Here is a 17,453-nt window from a genome sequence, read left to right on the forward strand (position 1 = left end):
AGGCTGATGAGTTTTTCTTAAGAAACAGCTGCTATGACGTATGAACGGAAATCTAAGGCAGGGAAGTTTCAATGGTCATTTCTACGACCGAAATATTGGGCAATATGGGTCGCTTTAATTATTTTAATGATATTTTCAATCCTTCCATGGGCAATACAATGGAGAATTGCGGACATTCTGTCTAAATTGGCTTGGAAATCTCTCAAATCTAGACGTAAGACTACAATTAGAAACCTAGAAATCTGCTTTCCAGAAAAAAGTGAAGCCCAAATACAAAAAGAAGCGAAGCAGGTATTCTTTAATATGATGTTAGGGTTATTTGAAGCATTAAACGCTTGGTACAAGCCACATTGGTTTAAAAATAGAATACACATCAAAGGTTTGGAACACCTTAAGACTTCGGAAGACAAAGGGATAATACTTTTAGGAACACACACCACGCTATTAGATGCTGGCGGTTTTGTATGTGGTCGTTTTTTCAACTTAGATGTTGTTTATCGCCCTCAAAACAACCCGCTGCTTGATATGCTGATTTATCGATGTAGAGCTACAATTTATCAAAATCAGATTGCTAAAGATGATATGAAAGGATTAATTTCAAATCTAAAAAATGGACATGCAATTTGGTATAGCCCAGATCAAGATTTTGGGTTAAAGCAAGGGGTGATGGCACCATTTTTTGGAATAGAGGCTGCAACAGTCACGGCCCACAGAAGATTGATTAAAATAACAAAAGCTTCGGCAATTCCTTTGTTTTTCTATCGTGATGGCGATATAAGAAACCCTCAATATCATGTTTTACTCGAACCGGCTTTAGAAAACTTTCCAAGTCTTGATGAAGTTGAAGATGCTACGCGAGTCAATTTAGTGATTGAAAATCAGATAAAAATGTACCCGACACAATATATGTGGTTCCATCGTCGTTTTAAAACGAGACCTGCTGGGTATGAAAAAATCTATTAAATCCGTCTTTGATAAATAACAGCCCTATTTTAAAAATCTATAATTATCTGAATGCATTAGCAAATAACGTATTGGTAGATCTAAGCAGTAATAGGGTTCACAAGTTAAGTTTAATCCGATCTTTGTGTCTGTTTTGAAGACACAAAGATCGTCTTAATTGTGACTATTTTTCTATTCTGTTCAGATTCAAACTTTAAAAAGCTAAAAACTGTAAAGCAAGATCAAACTAAACGGGCATATCTAAATCATCAAAACTTTCTAAGGTTTTTCCTGCATCAAGATGTTTTTGATAATATTCAAGTCGCACTTCATCCAATACTGTACTGGAAAGACCGACATTCCAATAACCAGTGACCTGTACATCTTTTTTAGGCAGCAATTTTTCTTCTATAAAAAACTGACGAATTGCTCTGGCTTCATTGCGTTCGCATGCAGCCCAAACGGTAATGTTATTCACCTGTTTAAATTGATAGGCCGCTTTAAGCAGCAGACCCATTTTCCCAGCTTGGTCTTGGCGTTCGCGAAGTAATAAATGCATCTGTACCTTTAAGCACTTAGGAAGGTATGTCAGGATCTGCGGCTCAGAACTCTCGATAAAAATATCAGCACTGCTCTCATCTGGCCAAAATTTTAGAATTGAATAAAGTGCTGGAAGGGCCGTTTCATCTGCAAACATGACAACATGTTTTTTCTCATTAAAATTTGGGACAAAGTGTGGTCTTGGCCCAATTAATTGAGTTTTTGTGCCTATTTTTGCCGTATGTACCCACTGCATAGCAGGACTTTCATCTTCATGTTCAATCAGATCTATTTCAACTTCATATTTGTCTCGATCAAATGAACGAATCGTATAAACACGGGTTAATAGGGTACTGTCAGCGGTTTGGGAAACCCCTAAGCGAACAGCTAAATTCGGCTTATCCCATAAATCAGGTTGATCAGTATCAATTTTTCCATATACACGGAGGATGCTTGGGAACGGTCTTGATATGGCTGTAATAGTCATTTCAATCTGTTCCAGATTTCTCATATGGTCATTTTGTTTCAGTATATTTTTATCATTCGAAATTTGATTTTGCGTCGTCATTATCAATTTACTCAACATTATTAAGTGAAATTTCACCCATTATGCATGATAATGATAATTATTTGCAATTAAATAATAAAAGCGACTTGAACTAGAGAACATGTTTGTTCTCTAGTTCAAGTATGCAATCCGTTAAGACTAAAACTTTTCCCGTATCCACCCATATGCCGCAGCGAAGGGTAAAGCTGTTCTGGCTAAATAAGGAACATGCCAAAGCCCACCATGATTAGCATTTTCCATAATGAGCTCCAGAGGGTGATCCAATGACTTTTCTGGATTGGTTGCGCTATCAGGATTGTTTAAGTCATGTACCCAAAGGGCCGCCATAATGGCATTGGTAGTTTCAGGGCTAAAGGTTTCGACCTTAAACAAATCAGCTCCTGAGAATGCTGCTTTAAGGATTGGATTTTTCACAACAGAATGGGTCGTGGTTGAAGGGGCGATATTAATCACCGTCTTTTGACCTCGTGCACGTGTACTGATAGCAAACCACTGTTGTAGTCGCTTAGCCAATGCATAATTTGGCCCTTGTTCAATCACCATACAATCAGAAATACCGTACTGTTGACCATTATCTGATTCAATCAGCTGCTTAATATTGGATTTGAAAAAATTGGATAAGGAAATATTGTGAATAGATCGGGTCAGTAACTTTTCTAAAATAGGACGTTGTTCAATTTTTTGTTGTATCGATTGCACCACAGCTTTAGGAATCGCATAGATATCTGTAGGCGTGAGCATGAACATAATGCTGCTGTCTGATTTTTGGCGACTTACTTGCTCCATGATGCTAATCATGGCGATCGAAACACGCACATGTTTTTCACCGTCTAAATATGCAATACCCGCTAAATCTAAAGTTTCAGCAAAAGTATTTAGCCAATTTGCAATCTCGGGTGTTTGAGTCAATAAATTCGCACCGAGCTGCTTTTCACCATTTGCCAAAGTGATTTGTGGCGCGATTAATGTGGCATTTCCTTGCTGAATGGTTTCAGTAATTTTGTCCCAGATTTTAGGTTGAGGTAGATCAATGGCAATAATATTGGCACGCCATTTTGCCAGCCAGCTAAGTGGGCCTGCTTCAGATGCAGCACCGAATAGCACCATAGTCCGTGTAGATAGATCAAACCATTCTGGATGAGCTTGTAGCAACCGCAATGCTTTTGCGTGGCTAGGCTCAATAATTCGTTGTGTTTCCCAACGATCGATTTGATCCAATAATGCTTGTCCCTGTAATTTTTTGCCATCAAAAGGAATGAACCATGGCTCAACAGTTGAAGGACCAGAACCTTTTAACACATAGTTTTCAAAAGGCTGATCAGTAATATTTAGCATCGCCTGTTCTAAAGAAGACTGTTGTGTCTCTCGATTGAATCTAAAAAGCTCTTTCGCGCTAGCTAATCCGTTTTGGGCAATCAATAAAGGGTGATGTACCGATGTAATTCCAGATTTAACCAGCTCTTCAAAGTAAATTGGATATTTCTTTCTCCAATTTTTTTCAGCCCTAAGTTGAGATGCATACGGAGAATCCACACTTTTAAGTGCGGCATATAAAATTTTCTTTGCTGTGTCCGTGGTACTAGGCTTATTTTTGCCAGATTTAATGGGGAATTGTATTCCATCAATTTTAGACTGTGATTTATTGCTCAATTCATTGCTCCCATTTTCTGAATCAAAAATTCAAAAACTAGCGTGGCTCTATGCTTTATTTAGTTTAAATTTCAGGATAAAGCGAAACAATGAAATACAAAATAGCGAAAAAACTGCAATTTTTAATGTTTTTAATATTCGGAGTAGGATATCAAAAAATGAGATAAATTATAAAAAACTAATAAATACAATTAACTATATTCTGTTTTTAGCTTTTCTTCCAATTCCTTAGATAGGTAAAATATTACTTCATGCACACTTAAGTTGTGTTAAACAAGCGTTATCACTCGCGTAATAATGTCCATATAATTTTAATTATTTAGCAGCTAAAAGCTTAAAATCAGTTTAAAGGATGATCCTTAAATAGTTGGACAATCCATTCAATAAAGACTTTTTGTCGTGGTGAAACCAGTGTCTTTGAAGGGTAGAGCAGAGAAACAGGCAGTGATGGCACAGCATAATTTTCAAGAATTTGACATAACGTTCCTTGCTTTAACTCTGGCGCTTGAGCGTATTGCGGGACTTGAATAATACCAAAATGCTGTTTAGCTGCTGAGGTATACGTATGTGCTCCATTAACTTGAATCATATAAGGCAAATCATATAATTCGGTTTGCTGTTGAACGATGAACTCAAGTGGTAATGGTTTCTGTCGAGCTGTTGAGTAGAAGCCAATCATGAAATGATCTTTGAGCTCTGATAAAAATTGTGGTGTGCCATATTTTTCTAAATATTCTGGGCTTGCCAAGGTAATTTGTTGAATATCTCCAAGATGCCTGACAATTAAATCACTGTTGTTGAGATGTCCAATACGAATCACGCAATCAATTCCTTCTTTTATCACATCGACATAACGGTCGCTTTCAGTCAGTTGCAACTGTATTTGAGGAAACTCACTGAGGAATTCATGCAGTTTGGGGATAATAAAATAGCTGGCAAAAATACCATGTACTTCTATTTTTAACGTTCCATGGGGTTTTGCATGTAGAAAATCATGATCCGATTCATTGATATAAGCGAGGATGTATTTACACCGCTCATAGTAAATTTCCCCTTCATCCGTGAGTCTAACCTGACGCGTGGTTCGAAATAACAAACGGGTATTCAACTGAATTTCTAATTGTTTAATGGCATCAGTTAAGGTAGAGCGAGGTAAATTCAGAATTTGAGCTGCCTTGGTAAAACTCTTCTGTTCTACAACCTGTATAAAAGCAGACATCGCATTTAATTTATCCATCACGCTTGCATCCTTTGTTCGGTTTATTCGGATAAAGATGTCAGAATTAGCTAGATTATCCAGACATATCTGAACAGTACCATACAACTCACTAGATGCTAAATTTCATTCAATGAGGCCATAAATGAGTACAACAGTTCATGCAAATCAGAAAAAAGTGATTTTAATTACCGGTGCTTCTCGAGGGATTGGTGCGTTTACTGCAAACCTATTAGCGCAGCAGGGTCATACCATCATCGTTAATTATGCCAATAATGATCAAGAGGCCAATGCTGTAGTCACAAAGATCCTAGCATTTGATGGAACAGCATCTTGCTTTAAAGCAAATATCAGTCAATCAAATGAAGTGACAAGACTATTTGATTATGCAGTTCAAACTTATGGACGAGTAGATGTATTGATTAATAATGCAGGAATTATGCAATTAAATAGAATTGAGCAGATTGATGATGAAAGCATTGACCAAATTTTGGCAATCAATCTTAAAGGTCCTGTATATGCCATGCGAGAAGCTGCTAAGCGACTGACTCATGGCGGTAAAATTATTAATTTATCCAGTAGTGTTGTTGGAATGAAACTTGAAGGCTACGGTATGTATACCGCTTCAAAAGCAGCAATTGAATCATTAACGGCTATTCTAGCCAAAGAGTTAAGGGGTAAAAATATTACCGTGAATGCAATTGCACCTGGACCGACGGTAACAGAACTTTTTCTTGAAGGTAAAAGTGATAAGTTGCTTGCTCAACTGAGTAAAGCCGCGCCGTTAGAACGTCTAGGTCGCGTAGAAGATATTGCTGCAGTTTTGGATTTTGCGGTCAACGAAGGAAGTAACTGGGTGAATGCCCAAGTGCTTCGAGTAAATGGTGGGATTATATAAATTGAATTCATTTAGCCGAAACTTAATGCTCTTATGCTTCGGCTAAATTATTTATTAGATGTATAAATCCATCAATAGACGGAAGAATGGCGGCTAATCCATTATTTTAGAAGCAACAATAGCAGAGCTAGCTGCAATATTTATAGGAAAAAGAACAAGACAAGGCTCGAGTTAAAGAGCACTTCTCAAAATATAAAATAATGAAATGATACAATGCCTTTCCACAATGATGGGTTTAACTAAAAATATCGCAGATATGTTGCAGAAATGCTTGTTCAATCTGTGAAAATTGGGAATACTCAAGCCCGTAAAATTCGGGCTGTAAAATTATCTTTTGGGGTTAGGCAACTATTGTGAAAACGTATCCATTTTCTCGTTTACAAAAAGCATTACTGGCGGTTGGTTCATTTTCATATCTAGGACTAAGTCCTGCCTTTTTACATGCTGAGGAACCTCAAAGGCTTGAAACAATCACTGTAACCGCTGAAACCATACCAACGATCTATTATCAACCAAAAGTAAACTTATCGGGTTTTACACAACAACAGCTTGCTGAAATTCCAGCATCAATCAGCACAGTAACTGCGGCACGGATTGCAGATCAACATGCTAAAACATTAACAGACATTATCAAGAATGATGCAGCGGCAGGCGATGGCTATGCGCCAATTGGTTATTACCCAAATATTGTCATGCGTGGTTTTGCCTTAAATTTGGGCTCTAGTTATTTACTGAATGGTAACTTGCTGCGCGGTGAGCAAAATGTTGCGCTTGAAAACAAAGAACAAGTTGAAATTTTAAAAGGTATCAGCGCAATTCAAAGTGGTATGTCTACTCCGGGTGGTGTCGTCAACTATGTAAGCAAGCGACCAAAAGATATTCGTTCACTGACGCTTGAAGTAGACAGTCATGGTGGTAATCGCGTAGCAACCGACCTTGGCGGTTTATTTGGTGAAGATCAGCAGTATGGCTATCGTATCAATCTGGCCAATGAAGAAATCCATCCCTATGTTGAACATGCAGATGGAAAACGTTTGTTTGGTTCTTTGGCTTTAGATTGGAAAATTTCAGACCGCTCAAAACTAGAGTTTGATCTCGAGTCTCAACGTCAACGCCAACGATCAGTACCGGGTTACCAGTTACTAGATGGTAAAACTGTGCCTACAGGTGTTGACTGGAATCGTTTGCTTGGTTATCAAAGCTGGAGCAAACCCGTCACCAATGAAAGCCTAAATGCAGGCTTAAAATATACCTATCAAATCAATAATAACTGGGCGACCAATCTCAGCGCTTCTCAAAGTCGGGTCGTGGTCGATGATTATTCTTCATTCGCATGGGGCTGTTATACAGATGCATGTCAAACCAAAGGGAGTACTTTTGACGAAAATGGTAACTACGATATTTATGACTATATAAATCCTGACGATAGCTATTTAACCAACCAATTTAAAGCTGGACTAAATGGCACATTTAATACAGGAGCTTGGCAGCATAAGCTCAGTTTAGAATTATCACATAGCTACAAACGTCATGCGCAATATGATGCTATATTCCGAGACCCTGAATTAACAGGAAATATTTATAATGATCCTAAAGCATATACACCAAGTGAAAAAGCTTTAGGCAATCATTACACATCATTAAAGAGCCAACAAACGGCCTTAAATTTACTCGACCAAATTGATTTTAATCACGAATGGTCAGTTATTGCTGGTGGGAAATTACTGCATTTAAATGAAGATGCTTATGATGCTGAAGGGCATAAAATTAGAGATACTAATTTTAATCGCTTCTTGCCACAGTTTGCATTGATGTATCAACCTTGGGAACTTACGCATGTGTATGCGTCTTACGCCAAAGGTTTGAGCGATGGAACTCAAGCACCTGCTTATGCTACAGGCAATCCTGATAAAGGGATTGAAGGCAATGCTTATGCAACTCTGGCTCCGTTGCATTCAACTCAGTATGAAATAGGGATTAAACAGCAGTGGAAAAATTTACTTTTCACGGCAGCCGTATTTGATTTAAAACAAGACAACCAATATACCAATTCAGATAATTACTATCTTACAGATGGCAAGCGACATAATCTTGGCTTAGAGCTTGGGGCACAGGGTCGTTTAGGACAAAGTTTAGATATTACATCGACTTTAGCCCTCATACGTTCACGTTTAAAAGATATACAGGTTAACGAATATCAAGGTCATCAAACTCAAAATACACCTGCTGTGCGTTTTGCGAGTTATCTGTCTTACCAACTTCCACAAGTTGATGGCTTACGTTTATTGGGGGGGATGCAATACAGCAGTAGTAAATATGCAGAGAAAACAGGCACCGTGAAAGTGTCTGGTTATACTGTATTTAATGTAGGTACGGCGTATAATTTCCGTGCTAATGGTTATGATAATACACTCAGACTGAACGTAGATAACTTATTTAATAAAAAATACTGGCGAGATGTTGGTAATTTTGCTGGGGATGATTACTTATTTCTTGGTGCACCTCGCACAGCACAGTTTTCATGGAGCGTTAATTTCTAACTTACTATAAAATATAGACATTCTCTTTATCTATTAAAGATAAACCGAATATTTTGAAAAGACCAGTTAAGCTATTAGCTGGTCTTTTTCTTTAATGCTATACAAAAATAATCTTTATCAGTGTTTCAATAAGTATGAAATATCACGTAAATTCAATATTTTTGTTTTATAAATAGAACAATTCGTCTTAATAATACTGCTGTGTTCCTTTTCTTAATTTGCAATATTAATCCTGTGTTCAGAAAACATCGATAAACAAGGAAATTTAATATGAGCCATTCAAATTTAGAACTATTGACTGCACAAAACTGCCAAATTATTTTTATCGACCATCAGCCGCAAATGGCATTCGGCGTACAGTCGATTGATCGCCAAGTACTAAAAAACAATACAGTCGGTTTAGCAAAGGCCGCTAAAGTTTTTAATATTCCAAGCATCATTACGACTGTTGAAACAGAAAGCTTTTCAGGCCATACCTATCCCGAACTCTTAGATGTATTTCCTCAAGCACCATTATTAGAACGTACTTCAATGAACTCTTGGGATGATCAGAAAGTGCGTGATGCCTTAGCAAATAATAAACGCAAAAAAGTAATTGTTTCAGGCTTATGGACAGAGGTATGTAATAACTCATTTGCTTTAAGTGCGATGCTCGAAGGCGGTTATGAAATTTACATGGTTGCAGATGCTTCGGGCGGAACCAGCAAAGAAGCACATGACTATGCAATGCAACGAATGATCCAAGCGGGTGTCATTCCAGTGACATGGCAACAAGTTTTACTTGAATGGCAACGTGATTGGGCAAAACGTGATACTTACAATGCAGTAATGGATATTGTTCGGGAACATTCAGGTGCTTATGGCATGGGTGTCGACTATGCATATACCATGGTACATAAAGCAGCAGAACGGACCACTTCACCACACGAAGTATTGGCACCGATTGCAGCGAAATAATTAAAAATTGTGGAGGAATGATATGCCTCCACGACCTAAAACTGAAAATAATAAGGCTAGGCTCGGAGGGAATGACGGATGTCAGACGTTCAATTGATTTTAAGAAATGCCAAAATAACCACCCTTGATGAACAGAGTTCAGAAGCGCAAGCGATTGCAATTGCTGATGGAAAAGTTGTAAAAACGGGCAGTGATGATGACATCATGCGCTTATCAAACAGTACAACCAAAGTGATTGATTTAAATGGCCGTCGAGTAATTCCAGGTTTAAATGATAGCCACTTGCATATTATTAGAGGTGGTTTGAACTACAACATGGAGTTGCGTTGGGAAGGTGTTCCTTCACTTTCAGATGCATTAAGACTGTTAAAAGAGCAAGCAGAGAATACACCAGCACCACAATGGGTTAGAGTCGTGGGCGGTTGGACTGAATTTCAGTTTGTGGAAAAAAGAATGCCAACACTGGAAGAGTTGAATCGAGCAGCGCCAGATACCCCCGTATTTGTCTTACATCTTTATGCCAGCGCGATGTTGAATCGCGCAGCACTTGATGTGCTGGGCTTTAATAAAGATACACCAGACCCACCAGGTGGAAAGATTGAGAGAAATGAGAGGGGTGAGCCGACAGGACTACTTCTCGCGACACCATCCGCAATGATTCTCTATTCTACTTTAGGAAAGGCACCAAAACTGCCGCTTGAAGATCAGGTCAATTCTACACGTCATTTTATGCGTGAACTCAATCGTTTAGGCATTACCTCCGCAATTGATGCGGGAGGTGGTGGTCAAAATTATCCTGATGATTATGAGGTGATTCAGTCTCTGCATAATCATGATCAAATGACAGTTCGGATTGCTTATAACCTATTTGCGCAAAAAGCAGGAGAAGAACTTGATGATTATAAAAAATGGACGGAGATGATATTCCCTGGTGATGGCGATGAATTACTGAAGGTAAATGGCGCAGGGGAAAATCTGACATGGTCAGCTGGAGACTTTGAAAATTTCTATGAACCACGACCAGATTTACCAGAAAATATGGAAGCTGAGCTAGAAAGCATTGTTGAGTTGTTGGCTGAAAAGAAATGGCCATTCCGCATTCACGCCACCTATGATGAAAGTATTAATCGCTTATTGAATGTCTTCGAACGCGTCAATGGTAGACAGCCTTTTGCGACGCGTTTCATTATCGACCATGCTGAAACTGTTTCAGATCGAAATATTGAGCGGATTGGTGCTTTGGGTGGGGGTATTGCGATTCAACATCGTATGGCCTATCAAGGAGAGATCTTTGTTCAGCGTTATGGTTTGGACGCTGCAAAATCGACTCCACCTGTGAAAAGAATGCTGGAGTTAGGCGTGCCTGTTGGTGCAGGTACCGATGCTACACGTGTTGCTTCATATAATCCGTGGGTCTGTTTAAGTTGGTTAAGTACAGGCAAAACAGTGGGTGGTTTACCACTTTATGATGAACAAAATCTATTAGACAGAACAACAGCGTTAAAGCTCTGGACCAAAGGCTCTGCATGGTTCTCTGGAGAACATCAGCATAAAGGTGCGTTAAGTTCAGGTGAGCTTGCCGACCTGATAGTGCTTTCAGATGACTACTTTGCTGTGGACGATAATGAAATTCAGTGGATTGAGTCTGTTCTGACAGTGATGAATGGCAAAATTGTCTATGCAGGGGCAGAATTTAAGAATCAAGATCCATCGATTCCACCAGCATCACCAGATTGGTCACCAGTCAAACGTTTTGGTGGGCAATGGCGACGGTCAGAAAATCGCAATGCACCTTCGTTATCACCGTTACAAAGTAGCTCGGCAGCGTGTGCGTGTTCTAGTAGCTGTGGTATGCATGGGCATAGCCATGCATGGATGCTGGATGTGCCCATTAATGACAAAGACAAAAAGTCTTTTTGGGGTGCATTGGGCTGTTCTTGTTTTGCTTTTTAACTTGGATCCGCAGATAGATTTCACTTTATTTTAAGTGAAATCTAGGGAAAAGCACGATGAAAATGTATTTGATCTCTTTAGCTGCTGGGCTTTTGGTCGGTGTCATATATTACTTGTTGAATGTTAAGTCACCAGCACCACCGTTAGTGGCATTGTGTGGCCTGTTAGGAATGGTGATCGGTGAACAATTACTTCCTGCGCTAAGAAATTTAATCAGTTGAAATTTAGCCGAATATAGGCTTGTTTTTTAGGAATTAGAAGATGGATGAGATTATAAAAAAACAGCCCTTGAGCTTATGGGATAGTTGTCGAGATCCTGTATTACTCACTGTCGTAGGCGGTGCAATCGATACCATAGGTTTTATTGCACTATTCGGCTTTTTCACTGCACATGTAACAGGAAACTTGGTACTGGCTGGGGCAGCATGGGTGAGTGGTGGGTCGGGTATCTGGATTAAACTTGCTGCGATCCCATTGTTCATTGTGACAGTGGCGATCACCAAATATTGTATCGATCGTAGTGCTCAAAAGAGTAAGACGCTAAGTTATCTATTTCTTGGTGAAGCCATTTTTTTAACGGGCTTTATGCTCTCTGGGCTTTATTTCGAGCCGTTCAACAATGCAAATAGTCTCACAGTCGCACTTACAGGTGGTCTGGGTTTAATTGCCTTGGCAATTCGAAACACATCAAGTAAAACGCTAATTAAACACATTAGTCCAAGTACAATGATGACAGGAAATACCACCCAGTTAGGGATCGATATTTCAAATTATATGAGACAGACCAGTCCTGAAAATAAACGGAAATTGTTGCAAAGTTTAAGCATTGTTGTTGGTTTTATTGTGGGTGCATTTTTGGGCGCGATTCTTTATGTTTACCTCGATTTTTGGAGTGTCGCTTTCTTTATCATTCCTGTGCTTTATTTGGCTTATCTTGCAGCTCATCATCGTTTTGTTCAACCTGAAACATAAACGGACAGAGTTAGTGCTTTGTTGTTGAATCGTGATGTATGAGGTGGTATCGCATGGTAATCAATAGAAAAACGCTAATAAAGGGCATTGTTTTGCTTTGTCTCTTTTACAGCTTATCTGCCTGTCAGCTCGTCAAACTTCAACAACGAAGCTTAAGTGCATCCTTAACCGATAAAACTCAAAGCATCTTAACGAGACCTCAATTAAGTGATTCCTCACAAAATACCTTGCTTCTGGCTGGTATTCCAGCCAATGAATGTATCAATCAGCCCGATAGATGTATACAGACTTTAGAAAAAAAACTAACTGATAATAATGAACAGCGTTATGCTGCAGCCAGTGAAGTGTATTTGGCTCAGGCTTTACGGTTAAGTGAAGAAAAAAGATGTCATGTATCGTTGTTGGAAAGACAGCATTCAACGAAACAAAATCAGTGTTTAGATCAAGTACTGACTTTACTTGATCGAAGTATCCGTTTTAGCTATGCCTATTTATTCGAAACGCAACACACACCTCAACAGCGTATTTTTGATCAGAGGCAAACGCAGGTTCGGCTTTTTTATAACGTGGCACTTTCACGACTGATCACGACGGCTTATTTACGCTATCAATTCACTCAGTTTCCAAAACAATTACTCATTAATCAGCATCGTTATTCTTTTAATTTCGATGATTATCCAGAATTAGCAACGACAGATATTCAATTACTGCAGTCGAGCTACAATATGCGTTTTTCTGGATTTTACAGTGTCAATCGTCGAGATGGCTTTGGTTCTGAATTTGTGTTGGTTGCAAAGAATAAGCAGCCATTCAACTCAGATTATGTTTATGATCCAGAAACCTTTTATGCCGCTCAGGAAAATCCATATATTCACACAGCAAGATATTTATCTGTTACTGCTGTAGCACAACCATTGAAACAGACCCAAGTTGAAGATTTACTTCAAGATGCTGCATTAGAAATCAAGCTGATTGATCCTTTTCACCATGATGAGGTTCAGGTCGCGGGTGGGAATTATTTATTGACAGCGAATTATTCAGCACCATATGGTCTTTGGTTAGCAGAAAATAACTTAGGTGGTACAGGCTACAAGAGCTTGATCGATCGTAAAGAACAGTTGAGCATGCCACATTTATTCATGTTGGAGCCGTATCAAGCGAATAAAAAAATTATTATCTTTGTCCATGGCTTAGCAAGTAGTCCCGAAGCATGGATTACTCTGACGAATGATATTTTAGGGGATGATAACTTACGTAAGCAATATCAGGTTTGGCAGGTTTTCTACTCTACCAACATGCCGATTTTAGAAAGCCGCGCCCAGATTTATGCCTTGTTGAAACAGGCATTTTCAATGCATGATCCTAAAGATGCTGCAATGTCGGACGCTGTTCTGATTGGACATAGTATGGGTGGTATTATTAGTCGTCTGATCATGGGGCAGGGTGATATCCGTCAGCAGGCTGTTGAAGCCATCAATAATGAAAAAGCACATGATTTTATTTTCTCACCCGCTGTCAGTAAGCGCTTTATCTTCCGCCCAATTGATCAAATTAACCGTGTGATTTTTATTGCAACACCCCATAAAGGTACTGCCTATGCAGATCGCTGGTTTACACTCGCGTTACGCAAAGTTATTCATTTACCCAGCAAGTTTTTAACTGCAGCCGAGGTTGCGGTCAAAGAAAAGAAGATTGATTTACATCAGATGAAAAATAATCTTTCCTCAGGCATCATTGAAAATGGACCAAGTGATTTAAGCTATCAGTCCAAATTTATGAAAATGAGTCAGGATGTTCAACTAATAAAGGGTTTAGCGTACCATTCAATCATTGGTAATCTCACGCAAAGCCAAGACCCTAATAAAATGACAGATGGTATCGTGCCCTATACCAGCTCACATTTAGAGGGGGCATTATCTGAAAAAATAATTCAAGGTGGGCATTCGATTCAGGAAAAACCAGAAGCGATTTTGGAGTTAAGACGAATTTTAAAATTACATGCGAAACAGCATCCCTTGCCACAATGATGATTTAGAGTCCAACAATTTGATAATGGGAACAGTAGTCTCTAAATTTTAGTCATCTCTTAAGATTGCTTCCCCTGTACGCGGATTGGTGAGGGTCACATTTTCTAAGGCACGAATCAGCCAAGACTCTTGCTGCTTGGTCAATACCGCAAGAATCAAAGTATCTACCTGATGCGGACCTGCTGGATGGGTAGTGCCGGCGGTTAATCTGCTCCAAAAATGGATAATCACCACATCATCGGTAATTGGACTCAGCTCTATGATTTCATTCTGAAGCGTCGAATCGCGATAGATGGTTTCATGAATAGGACGATGTAAGGCAACAATTTCTTCTATACCTTTTACATAGTGCCCAAAGCGATTTACAAAACTTGCATCCTCACAAAATAGCGAGGCAAACGCAGCCATATCGTGCTCATTCCAAGCCATTTGAAATAAATATGGGATTTGTTTTGGGGCAGTTGCTTTAGCCATGATCTTTTCCTTAGCTCAATCCCTTGATCAACGCACTGATCGTCATTTCTTTTAAGGTATTCGGATTCCCCCAAGGATATTCTGGAATACCAATCAGACTTAAAGTAATCCCTAACATACTACAGAGTAGAACGTTCTTGATTTCGTTTGCATCACCTGCACGTATTTCACCACGGACTTGTGCTTCCTTAATTGCACGCGTGTAAATTTCTAATTGGGGAACTGCTTGTGAAGCATCGACAAAATAATGTTCCTCAGCATTCTGTGGATGATCTTCAATCAAAAAAATTGCTCTGCAATCATTCGGTCGATTCAACCAAAAATCAACCTGAGCAGTACACAGCTTTTCTAGTCGTTTTGATTCAGGACTGCAGTTGTAACATTCTTCCAGTTCAAGCATTAAATCTAAAAAAATCACTTCCCAAATATGGTGCAGTAACTGTCTTTTACTTGGAAATAAGGTATAGAGCGTTGCGGGTAAACAGTCTGCTTGGGCTGCAATTTTACGCATAGATACACCTTCGTATCCATGTGCTGCAAATAGGTCTCTGGCCGCCTGAATAATTACATTTCGATTGGCTTCGATTTGTTCCTGACTGCGCGGAGGACGTCCACGGCGGGGGGCTTTTGTTTGATTATTTTCCATAGCTATTGATTTTAGTGAACACGTTCCATAAAATCAAATTTAATTTTAATGAACGCGTTCATTAAAATATGGATGATAATTTTAATAGCAGGAAATAATGATGGATACTCAAACAACTGAAAAAATGTGGGATGTAATCGTGATCGGTGCTGGTTTAGCAGGTTTAAAAGCAGCACTGGAATTAAAGAAAGCGGGTAAAGATGTATTGCTTTTAGAAGCGCGTGATCGTGTCGGTGGGCGTTCAAAGGCTGGAGAGATCTATGGAGAAACCATTGATCTGGGTGGGCAGTGGGTTGGTCCGCAACAAAAACTGTTATTGGCACAGGCACAAGAACTGGGTGTCAAAACCTATCCTCAATTTATCAAAGGCGCGAGCTTGGTTAGTCGTAATGGTTTAGTCAAATCATATCGCTCCAATATCCCAAAGCTGCCAATTGCTTCACTGCTTGAAATTGCGCTGCTTGAACGTCGTTGGAATAAAGAAGCTCAAACATTGCCGAATGGTGAACCTTGGTTAGCAGCACATGCAAAGCAATGGGATGCGGAGTCGGTTGAAAGTTGGCTGTTAAAGCATGTACGTACAGACGGTGCGCGAGACTTTATGCGAACCATCGTAGGGGCACTCTTCTGTTGTAATACCTCTCAATTGTCCTATCTGTTTTTCCTCGAATATTTTAGACAAGGGCATGGACTTGAAGTTCTCATCTCAACTGAAGGTGGAGCGCAGCAAGATAAATTCATCGGTGGTGCATGGCAAATTTCCAAACTGATTGCAGATCAATTACAAGACCATTTAATCTTAAATTCACCTGTTTTAGCTGTTGAGCAGCATGCAGATCATGTCAAAGTTGTGTGTAGAACCCAAAGCTATAAGGCAAAAAATATCATCATTGCCACACCGCCTGTACTTGCATCCAAAATTCATTACACACCACCGCTACCTACAAAGCGTGAACGCTTATTACAAAGTATGACCATGGGTGCTGTGATCAAAGTCCATTTGGCCTATAGCAACGCTTTTTGGAAGCAACAAAACTTAAATGGTGCTGTGGTTGCGACAGATCGAGCTGTGAGCGTTGTGTTTGATCAATCTCCAGAAGGAGCAAATCATGGTGTCTTACTGGGCTTGATCGAAGGTGATTATGCAATTGAATTAAGTTCGCTGGATGTTGAAGCACGTCATCAACGGGTCATTGCAGATTTTGTTTATTACTTTGGCCAACAAGCAGCACATCCTTTGGAGTATGTGGAACAAGACTGGCTCACTGAAGCGTGGTCTCAAGGGGGATATGTTGCACATATGCCACCAGGGGTGATGACCACTTATGGTGATTGTATCAGACAGCCTGTCGATCGAATTCATTGGGCGGGTACAGAAACGGCGACTGAATGGAGTGGCTATCTAGATGGTGCTTTACAGTCAGGTATACGCGCTGCCAAAGAAATTATTTACAAACAGACCTTAGGTCTGTGATTGTTCAGTAGACACCTTGAATTACATGACCTTCATTCTGATGAGTAAGGAATAAATATGCGGTCTCAACAGTTTCTAAATAGAATTAACTATGAATTGCAAAATCGTGCCTTTGCGCTTATCGCAATTGCACGTATCGCCAATCGCGTACAGGGAACACAAGAATATATTTTCTGGAGTGCCTATGAAAGTTTAGAACGATTCAATACGCCACATTATTTTGCATATGCAGAGAAGTTAGGCCTCGATGCAACACCATCTTTTTTGACTAAGGCAAAAGCATCACTGATTAGTTCAACGCCATCTTTCTTATTGGGTGAATTACTTAAACTGGTTTATGCAAAAACCAAAGTTTATATGGAGGATTTAAAACAAGTCCATGCTCAAGGAACGGAAGCAGATCGTGAGTTTCTAGACTATATGCTTGCACAAGAGCAAGTTCAAATAGAATTGATGGAACTGGCAATCAAAAAACAATATCGTGAAATTCCGCCTAAAATTGAGCAGTTTATCCAGCACTATCGAGATAAGAAACTGGTTTAGAGCATGTTTTATTCTTATGAGTTGAAAGTAAATCGTCCTATAGCTGCATCGAT

Annotated in this window: 15 protein-coding genes; 10 read left to right on the forward strand and 5 right to left on the reverse strand. The window is 39.4% G+C overall.

Features of this window, described 5'->3' with window-relative positions:
* The first annotated feature begins 33 nt into the window (after positions 1-33).
* Positions 34-963, forward strand: a complete 930-nt coding sequence (locus tag FPL17_RS05100; RefSeq protein WP_159883689.1) for an LpxL/LpxP family acyltransferase — start codon at positions 34-36, stop codon at positions 961-963.
* 226 nt (positions 964-1,189) lie between these two features.
* Here the strand turns inward: FPL17_RS05100 and FPL17_RS05105 are convergent, their stop codons facing one another.
* From FPL17_RS05105 to FPL17_RS05115, 3 genes are all read right to left on the reverse strand, one after another.
* Entirely contained in the window at positions 1,190-2,050 is an 861-nt protein-coding gene (locus FPL17_RS05105) for a siderophore-interacting protein (RefSeq protein WP_159883691.1), read from the reverse strand.
* 138 nt (positions 2,051-2,188) lie between these two features.
* Complete coding sequence (locus FPL17_RS05110; RefSeq protein ID WP_159883693.1) at positions 2,189-3,700, reverse strand: hypothetical protein; 1,512 nt, start codon at positions 3,698-3,700, stop codon at positions 2,189-2,191.
* 340 nt (positions 3,701-4,040) lie between these two features.
* A complete protein-coding gene (locus FPL17_RS05115) occupies positions 4,041-4,937 on the reverse strand; it encodes a LysR family transcriptional regulator (RefSeq protein WP_159883695.1) in 897 nt (298 codons plus the stop codon).
* Positions 4,938-5,061: 124 nt separating this feature from the next.
* Between FPL17_RS05115 and FPL17_RS05120 the strand changes: the two genes are divergently transcribed.
* The 7 genes from FPL17_RS05120 (at position 5,062) to FPL17_RS05150 (ending at position 14,263) form a co-directional block, all read left to right on the forward strand.
* Positions 5,062-5,814, forward strand: coding sequence for an SDR family oxidoreductase (locus FPL17_RS05120; RefSeq protein ID WP_159883697.1), 753 nt, complete (start codon positions 5,062-5,064; stop codon positions 5,812-5,814).
* 353 nt (positions 5,815-6,167) lie between these two features.
* The gene (locus tag FPL17_RS05125) at positions 6,168-8,354 is read left to right on the forward strand and encodes a TonB-dependent siderophore receptor (protein ID WP_159883699.1); all 2,187 of its coding nucleotides are present in this window, start codon (positions 6,168-6,170) and stop codon (positions 8,352-8,354) included.
* Between the two features lie 270 nt (positions 8,355-8,624).
* On the forward strand, positions 8,625-9,311 hold the full coding sequence (locus FPL17_RS05130; protein WP_005188475.1) for a hydrolase: 687 nt from the start codon (positions 8,625-8,627) through the stop codon (positions 9,309-9,311).
* 78 nt (positions 9,312-9,389) lie between these two features.
* Positions 9,390-11,264 (forward strand): amidohydrolase, encoded by a 1,875-nt coding sequence (locus tag FPL17_RS05135; protein WP_159883701.1) that lies wholly within the window; start codon positions 9,390-9,392, stop codon positions 11,262-11,264.
* Positions 11,265-11,320: 56 nt separating this feature from the next.
* Positions 11,321-11,485 carry a DUF1427 family protein gene (locus FPL17_RS05140; protein WP_004653475.1) on the forward strand — a complete coding sequence of 55 codons (165 nt, stop codon included), beginning with the start codon at positions 11,321-11,323 and terminating at the stop codon, positions 11,483-11,485.
* A 40-nt stretch (positions 11,486-11,525) separates the two neighbouring features.
* Positions 11,526-12,236, forward strand: a complete 711-nt coding sequence (locus tag FPL17_RS05145; RefSeq protein WP_159883703.1) for a YoaK family protein — start codon at positions 11,526-11,528, stop codon at positions 12,234-12,236.
* 53 nt (positions 12,237-12,289) lie between these two features.
* Positions 12,290-14,263 carry an esterase/lipase family protein gene (locus tag FPL17_RS05150; RefSeq protein ID WP_159883705.1) on the forward strand — a complete coding sequence of 658 codons (1,974 nt, stop codon included), beginning with the start codon at positions 12,290-12,292 and terminating at the stop codon, positions 14,261-14,263.
* A gap of 48 nt (positions 14,264-14,311) precedes the next feature.
* Here the strand turns inward: FPL17_RS05150 and FPL17_RS05155 are convergent, their stop codons facing one another.
* Both FPL17_RS05155 and FPL17_RS05160 read right to left on the reverse strand, forming a co-directional pair.
* Complete coding sequence (locus FPL17_RS05155; RefSeq protein WP_159883714.1) at positions 14,312-14,737, reverse strand: SgcJ/EcaC family oxidoreductase; 426 nt, start codon at positions 14,735-14,737, stop codon at positions 14,312-14,314.
* Positions 14,738-14,747: 10 nt separating this feature from the next.
* Positions 14,748-15,383, reverse strand: coding sequence for a TetR/AcrR family transcriptional regulator (locus tag FPL17_RS05160; RefSeq protein ID WP_159883716.1), 636 nt, complete (start codon positions 15,381-15,383; stop codon positions 14,748-14,750).
* Between the two features lie 100 nt (positions 15,384-15,483).
* Here FPL17_RS05160 and FPL17_RS05165 point away from each other — a divergent pair, with 100 nt between their 5' ends.
* Positions 15,484-16,857 (forward strand): flavin monoamine oxidase family protein, encoded by a 1,374-nt coding sequence (locus FPL17_RS05165; protein WP_159883718.1) that lies wholly within the window; start codon positions 15,484-15,486, stop codon positions 16,855-16,857.
* A gap of 57 nt (positions 16,858-16,914) precedes the next feature.
* Positions 16,915-17,400: a hypothetical protein gene (locus FPL17_RS05170; RefSeq protein WP_159883720.1), complete on the forward strand. Its 486-nt coding sequence runs from the start codon at positions 16,915-16,917 to the stop codon at positions 17,398-17,400.
* Positions 17,401-17,453 lie beyond the last annotated feature (53 nt).

The organism is Acinetobacter dispersus, from assembly GCF_009884975.1.
Taxonomy (GTDB): Bacteria; Pseudomonadota; Gammaproteobacteria; order Pseudomonadales; family Moraxellaceae; genus Acinetobacter; species Acinetobacter dispersus.

Bases quoted from the DNA above. Each gene is read 5' to 3' on its own strand.
- FPL17_RS05100 (WP_159883689.1), top strand. From the start codon at position 34: ATGACGTATGAACGGAAATCTAAGGCAGGGAAGTTTCAATGGTCATTT.
- FPL17_RS05105 (WP_159883691.1), bottom strand. From the start codon at position 2,050: ATGACGACGCAAAATCAAATTTCGAATGATAAAAATATACTGAAACAA.
- FPL17_RS05115 (WP_159883695.1), bottom strand. From the start codon at position 4,937: ATGGATAAATTAAATGCGATGTCTGCTTTTATACAGGTTGTAGAACAG.
- FPL17_RS05120 (WP_159883697.1), top strand. From the start codon at position 5,062: ATGAGTACAACAGTTCATGCAAATCAGAAAAAAGTGATTTTAATTACC.
- FPL17_RS05130 (WP_005188475.1), top strand. From the start codon at position 8,625: ATGAGCCATTCAAATTTAGAACTATTGACTGCACAAAACTGCCAAATT.
- FPL17_RS05135 (WP_159883701.1), top strand. From the start codon at position 9,390: ATGTCAGACGTTCAATTGATTTTAAGAAATGCCAAAATAACCACCCTT.
- FPL17_RS05140 (WP_004653475.1), top strand. From the start codon at position 11,321: ATGAAAATGTATTTGATCTCTTTAGCTGCTGGGCTTTTGGTCGGTGTC.
- FPL17_RS05145 (WP_159883703.1), top strand. From the start codon at position 11,526: ATGGATGAGATTATAAAAAAACAGCCCTTGAGCTTATGGGATAGTTGT.
- FPL17_RS05150 (WP_159883705.1), top strand. From the start codon at position 12,290: ATGGTAATCAATAGAAAAACGCTAATAAAGGGCATTGTTTTGCTTTGT.
- FPL17_RS05155 (WP_159883714.1), bottom strand. From the start codon at position 14,737: ATGGCTAAAGCAACTGCCCCAAAACAAATCCCATATTTATTTCAAATG.
- FPL17_RS05160 (WP_159883716.1), bottom strand. From the start codon at position 15,383: ATGGAAAATAATCAAACAAAAGCCCCCCGCCGTGGACGTCCTCCGCGC.
- FPL17_RS05165 (WP_159883718.1), top strand. From the start codon at position 15,484: ATGGATACTCAAACAACTGAAAAAATGTGGGATGTAATCGTGATCGGT.
- FPL17_RS05170 (WP_159883720.1), top strand. From the start codon at position 16,915: ATGCGGTCTCAACAGTTTCTAAATAGAATTAACTATGAATTGCAAAAT.